The following is a 5,457-nucleotide window of genomic DNA, read 5'->3' as shown; positions in this document are numbered from 1 at the left end:
CCATATGAGCCAGTTTAAAACATTGATTCAAACTTCTAATCAGGTTCCATTATCTCCTGGCATGCGTCGAGTATTACGAACATTTAAGAAGTATGAATCCTATATTGAAAACACATTACATTATCCAACACTAACAAACGGCCCATTAGAAGGTATCAATAACAGTATCAAAGTATTAAAACGGATGGCTTTTGGTTACAAGAACTTTGCGCATTTCAGAGATCGAATATTATTGATGACGCGTTTATATAAACCTGAACAAAAAAAGACTGTCTAACTTGCATAAAGCAAGTTAGACAGTCAGATAAATTGTTTCATCAACCTTATTTGACGTAGAGCCTAAAAGAACATGCTTATATACATTTCTATTCTCCGTTAAACATCCACTCAAGACCATATGGATCTTTGACCCCACCAAAATGTGACGACCATTCAGTCGGACCGAGTTCCATTGTTACTTCAAAACCTGCTTCGACTGCTTTGTTGTAAAAGTCTGTAATTGTCTGTACTTCCGCTTTGTTACTTGAATCGAAGGTAAAAACGTTGATGGCACCTGAGTTGTCGATTTCCTTTTGCTCCCAAGTTGAACTTACCATAAAGGGCTGGTCTAAAATCTTAAATGATGCATTCATCACAAATGTTTCAGCCTCTTCTTCAGTCATTCCCACTTGATCTAAGTTTTCTTTAAACATTGGATCAGACGCTAAAGCTGTTTCAACTTCTGTTGCCCCGAAATTTTCTTCATAAAATTTTAAAGCACCTAACGCATCCGCAAAGTTAAAGTACTGGACATTTTTAATCTTCGACTCACTCCTTAAATAATTTTACATTACTACATACCCGTTTTAGCGAACTTCTACTAAGTTTTGATTTTCAATTTTATAAACATAATCAGCGATTCTGTTAACAAAATATTTATCATGTGAGGTCAAAATAATTGTACCTTTATAGCCCTTAATGAATTTCTCCAATGCCTCAATCGTTTTAATATCGATAAAGTTCGTTGGTTCATCCATAATAATCACATTGGAAGGTTCGACAAACATGAGTGCTAAGGACACTTTTGTAGCTTCTCCTCCACTTAGCTTGTTCACTGGTTTTATTGTTTCATCGATAGTAAAACCTAAATTAATTAATATCGCTCTAATTTTATCTGCAGTGAGTGTAGATTTGGCTAGTAGGAAGTCTAAGACAGAGGTATTGCCCTGTAATTTATAATCCATCTGTTTGTAAAATCCAAATTTTATTTTAGGAGATAGCTCAAACCCTTCCTCGTCATGTATTAACTCATTTAGGAAACTCGATTTCCCAGAACCATTGCTTCCAGTTATTGCTATGGTTGCTCCTAGTGGAAATTGAAAATTAACCTGATCTAGAAGTAATCGATCTCCCCTAGAAATAGATACATCTCTTCCCATAATCGGAAATTTGTTATGCATTTCTAAGTCTTTTGAAAGAGGGAATTGAATGTCTTTACTCTCCATCGGCGATGATGTTTCTTTTAACTGACTCAACCTGCTCTCCATGGCTTTAACTGCCTTAAAAGCTTGTTTTTGTACAGTATCTTTTTGTTTGGAACTTGATAGTCGATCCGGTTTAATATCATTTCCTTTAGCTTTTCCAGCCAATTTCTCTGCCTTCTGAGCTTTTTTGTCGATCGCAGCTTCGAGCCTTGCTTTTTCCTTAACCGTTTTTTCATGTTCGTGAGCTTGCTCTAGTGCTTCTTTTTCTTTTGTCTCTAAATAATCATCATAATTCCCATTGAATTCTCTTATCGTACCATCTGAGATTTCCCAAACTTTTGTTGCCAACTGATTTATAAAATATCGATCATGGCTTACAAATATTAAAGTACCGTAATAGTATCTCAATTCATCTAAAAGATAGTCTATGCTTTCACTATCCAGATGTGTTGTCGGTTCATCTAGTAATAGTCCTAATTGATATGTCGAAAGGGCTTTAACAATTCTAAATTTAGTTTGTTCTCCTCCGCTCATACCCTCATTCTCTGGAACATTTAAGCGGCTTAGCATCTCAAAGTCCATATCATTATCACTTTGATAATTAGTGTCTTCAATTTGTTTAAAATAGTTAAAGTCGTTTTCTCTTTGAACTTCCCCAGTATATTCTTCTAATTCACCTGCAAGTAGTTTTAGCAAAGTTGATTTTCCTGTACCGTTTTTACCAACAATTGCAATTCGATCATTAATATAGGCTGATAAATCATCGATATCAAAGATATCCTTATTGCCAAAACTAACTGATATATCTTTTAATCTTATTGTTAAAGTATTCATTATAATTTGCACTCCTTATGAGCTTGCAAACTATATTTAGGTCATAAAAAAAGACAGCTTTAAGCTGTCTTTACCGTACTATAAAAAGTGTTAAAAATAGGCATACTACTCCCATGTAATATAGTTTGGACAAGACTTTTGAATTATTTAATTATTGATTCAAAATTGTTGTCCAAATACGTGGGATTCCCATTTCTGTCACTCCTTAAAATTATTTATACTCATTATAACAAAATTTACACTAAATTTCTAGGTCGTAAATTCATAAGCCTCTATATCTATAAAACTTCTACCGTTTAGGGTAAGGTCTGCTCTGTGGTCTTTTGTATATAAATGATAAGCTGCAGCACCAATCATTGCAGCATTGTCCGTACAAAATTTTAGGGCAGGAATGTGTAAAGCTATACCATTCTCCTCACTCAGTTCAGAAAAACGCTGACGAATCTCACTATTTCCAGCTACCCCACCTGCAATGACTAGATTTTTTACCTTATACGCTTTTAAGCTTTTGAAGGTCTTATCTGTTAAAACATCCACGACACTTTTTTGAAAGCTTGCCGCTACATCATTTTTATTGACTTCTAAACCTTTTTGTCGATAATTATGAAGTTTGTTTATGACAGCCGACTTCAAACCTGAAAAACTAAAATCGTAAGTATCTTCCTTCATTAAACCTCTGGGGAAATCAAAGGTGTCTTCCCCAGTTTGAGCAAGTTTATCGATATGTGGTCCGCCTGGATACGGTAAATCAATCACTCTGGCGACCTTATCGAAAGCTTCCCCCACTGCATCGTCTCTAGTTTCCCCGATGATTTCAAAAGAAAAATGATCTTTCATATAAACAAGCTCTGTATGGCCACCTGAAATTACCAATGAGACGAGTGGAAACTGTAGTGGTTGTTCGAGCTGACTTGCGTAAATATGACCAGCAATGTGATGAACTGGGATTAATGGGAGGTCATGAACGAAGGCATAAGTTTTCGCAGCATTAATACCGATTAATAAGGCACCAATTAAACCCGGACCTTCTGTTACAGCCACAGCATCTAGGTCACTTGGTTCTAGTTCTGCTTCATCCATTGCAAGCTCTATTACCTTAGTAATGGACTCAACGTGATGTCTTGAAGCAACTTCAGGCACAACGCCTCCAAATCTCTTATGACTCTCTATTTGACTGACGACAACATTAGATAGTATTTCATTACCATTCAAAATGACACTCGCAGCAGTTTCATCACAGCTTGTTTCAATTGCTAGTATCTTCACATCTTTACTCATCAATATTCACCCACATCACGTGTGCATCAAGCCCTTCTCCATAATAATTTTTACGTACGCCACCATAGTTAAAACCACTTTTTTCATACAGCGTTAAAGCGGGTGTATTGTCTACTCTAACTTCCAAGGAAATCGTATCTGCCTGACCTCTAACAAATTCCTTGATATGTTCCATTAAAAGATGGCTATAGCCCTTACCACGCATCGATTTTTTGATAGCAACTGTCGTAATTTGACACTGATCAATGACCAACCAGATACCAGTATAACCCACAATTTCATCATCTATTTCTAGGATAAAATAGTGTGCAAATTGATTCATAACTAGTTCCCTCGTATATGCCTCAATTGTCCAAGTCGTATCTTTAAATGCTTCTTCTTCTATCTTAATTACAGTATTTAAATCTTCAAGCTGCATTTTTCTTATTGCTGGTTGTCCTGCCAATTTCTTTCCGCCTCCGAGATACGTAAATAATCAGGGGTAAACGCATCAACATCTTCTTCCCTTAACATATTATTATATTGTTCTACACATGCAATTCTAGGTCCAACGTCGACAAATTCGCTTATATGAATTGATCGCTTCTCATCACCATTTAAAAAATAAGTTGATGCCTTATCATCTATGAATGTTTTATACTTTGGTTCGTTAACAATCTTAACTTCACTGTTTTTAAAGTCATATGTTGCAGTAAAGACACTTTCACGTCTAGCGTCTATAAGGGCTGTTACAGGACCCTCAATTCTTTCTGATGCTGCAAGTACAAAGAGCGAAGATACAGAGTACAGTGGGATATTTAAGCCTTTTGCTAGCATCTTAGCAACAGTAGCTGCAATTCTTATACCTGTATAAGAACCTGGTCCCCTTGCAACAATCACACGGTCTATATCTTGCTTCTTAATATCTCCAATATTTAAGAGTTTATTGATATTTTCTAATAGAGTTTCAGAATGTGTTTTTTTAAAATTCGTATTGATTTCCGCAACGAGTTTACCATCACGGTTAAGTGCTACAGATAAGGCCTGATTTGATGTATCAATCAATAAACTGATCATGAACTTCACCTGCTATTCTAATATTATTATCACCCGTCGCATTCATGACTAAGTTTCTTCTATTATCATTTCCATATGATAGCTCTAGTGATATATACTCATTCGGTAGATATTCTTCAATAAATTGTGGCCACTCAACTATGGCAATATCATTGTCATTAAAGTATTCATCAAAACCTAAATCCTCATCACTATCTTCTAAACGATAACAATCCATGTGATGAATTTTATACTTCCCATTATATGATTTAATAATGTTAAATGTGGGCGATGTCATATGTCGCTTAACACCTAGGGATTTTCCTAAAAATTGGGTAAAGGTTGTTTTTCCACTTCCTAAATCACCACTTAACAATATAACAGTTCCAGGATCTATCTCCTCAGAAAATGCTTTTGCGAAACGTTCAGTATCAGATAAAGCATTAAGTTCAAAAGTATACATCAAAGATCTCCTCAAAGGATTTATTATTCATTATAATACAAAAAAAGAGACCTCGGAAGGTCTCAATGCGGCTCATCGCATCCATATATTTATATGTATTTGCCTGGCAGCGTCCTACTCTCACGGGACGTCAGTCCAACTACCATCGGCGCTGGAGAGCTTAACTACTGTGTTCGACATGGGAACAGGTGTGGCCTCTCCGCCATCGCCGCCAGACTTTGAATGTATATACATTCAAAACCAAATAGAAGTGTCAGTAAAGAGTGAACGCACTCATTTATTTCTTACTTTGAATAAGTCTTCGATGGATTAGTATTCGTCCGCTCAATGTGTCACCACACTTACACGCCGAACCTATCAACCTCATAGTCTCTGAGGCATCTA

7 protein-coding genes and 2 rRNA genes are annotated in these 5,457 nt (G+C 36.0%); 1 reads left to right on the top strand and 8 read right to left on the bottom strand.

Annotated features, from left to right (window positions below):
• On the top strand, positions 1-277 hold a 277-nt coding region (locus tag H624_RS0109060), incomplete at its 5' end, for a transposase (protein ID WP_211220898.1).
• Between the two features lie 88 nt (positions 278-365).
• On the opposite strand, the gene H624_RS0109055 is transcribed toward H624_RS0109060, so the two are convergent.
• From H624_RS0109055 to H624_RS12785, 8 genes are all read right to left on the bottom strand, one after another.
• A complete protein-coding gene (locus H624_RS0109055) occupies positions 366-800 on the bottom strand; it encodes a VOC family protein (protein ID WP_026867295.1) in 435 nt (144 codons plus the stop codon).
• Between the two features lie 45 nt (positions 801-845).
• Positions 846-2,297 (bottom strand): ribosomal protection-like ABC-F family protein, encoded by a 1,452-nt coding sequence (gene abc-f, locus H624_RS0109050; RefSeq protein WP_026867294.1) that lies wholly within the window; start codon positions 2,295-2,297, stop codon positions 846-848.
• 249 nt (positions 2,298-2,546) lie between these two features.
• A complete protein-coding gene (gene tsaD, locus H624_RS0109045) occupies positions 2,547-3,575 on the bottom strand; it encodes a tRNA (adenosine(37)-N6)-threonylcarbamoyltransferase complex transferase subunit TsaD (protein WP_026867293.1) in 1,029 nt (342 codons plus the stop codon).
• Positions 3,568-3,993, bottom strand: coding sequence for a ribosomal protein S18-alanine N-acetyltransferase (gene rimI, locus H624_RS0109040; RefSeq protein WP_051220556.1), 426 nt, complete (start codon positions 3,991-3,993; stop codon positions 3,568-3,570). Before rimI ends, tsaD begins: the two co-directional genes overlap by 8 nt.
• Before the next feature lie 5 nt (positions 3,994-3,998).
• Positions 3,999-4,631 (bottom strand): tRNA (adenosine(37)-N6)-threonylcarbamoyltransferase complex dimerization subunit type 1 TsaB, encoded by a 633-nt coding sequence (gene tsaB, locus H624_RS0109035; protein ID WP_026867291.1) that lies wholly within the window; start codon positions 4,629-4,631, stop codon positions 3,999-4,001.
• The gene (gene tsaE / locus H624_RS0109030) at positions 4,612-5,073 is read right to left on the bottom strand and encodes a tRNA (adenosine(37)-N6)-threonylcarbamoyltransferase complex ATPase subunit type 1 TsaE (RefSeq protein WP_035857062.1); all 462 of its coding nucleotides are present in this window, start codon (positions 5,071-5,073) and stop codon (positions 4,612-4,614) included. Before tsaE ends, tsaB begins: the two co-directional genes overlap by 20 nt.
• A 101-nt stretch (positions 5,074-5,174) precedes the next feature.
• Positions 5,175-5,289 (bottom strand): 5S ribosomal RNA (rrf, locus tag H624_RS0109025).
• Positions 5,290-5,362: 73 nt separating this feature from the next.
• Positions 5,363-5,457 (bottom strand): 23S ribosomal RNA (locus H624_RS12785); the annotation flags it as partial.

The sequence above is a fragment of the Jeotgalicoccus marinus DSM 19772 genome, assembly GCF_000425825.1.
Classification (GTDB): Bacteria; Bacillota; Bacilli; order Staphylococcales; family Salinicoccaceae; genus Jeotgalicoccus; species Jeotgalicoccus marinus.
This window is presented reverse-complemented; position numbering and strand designations above follow the sequence as displayed.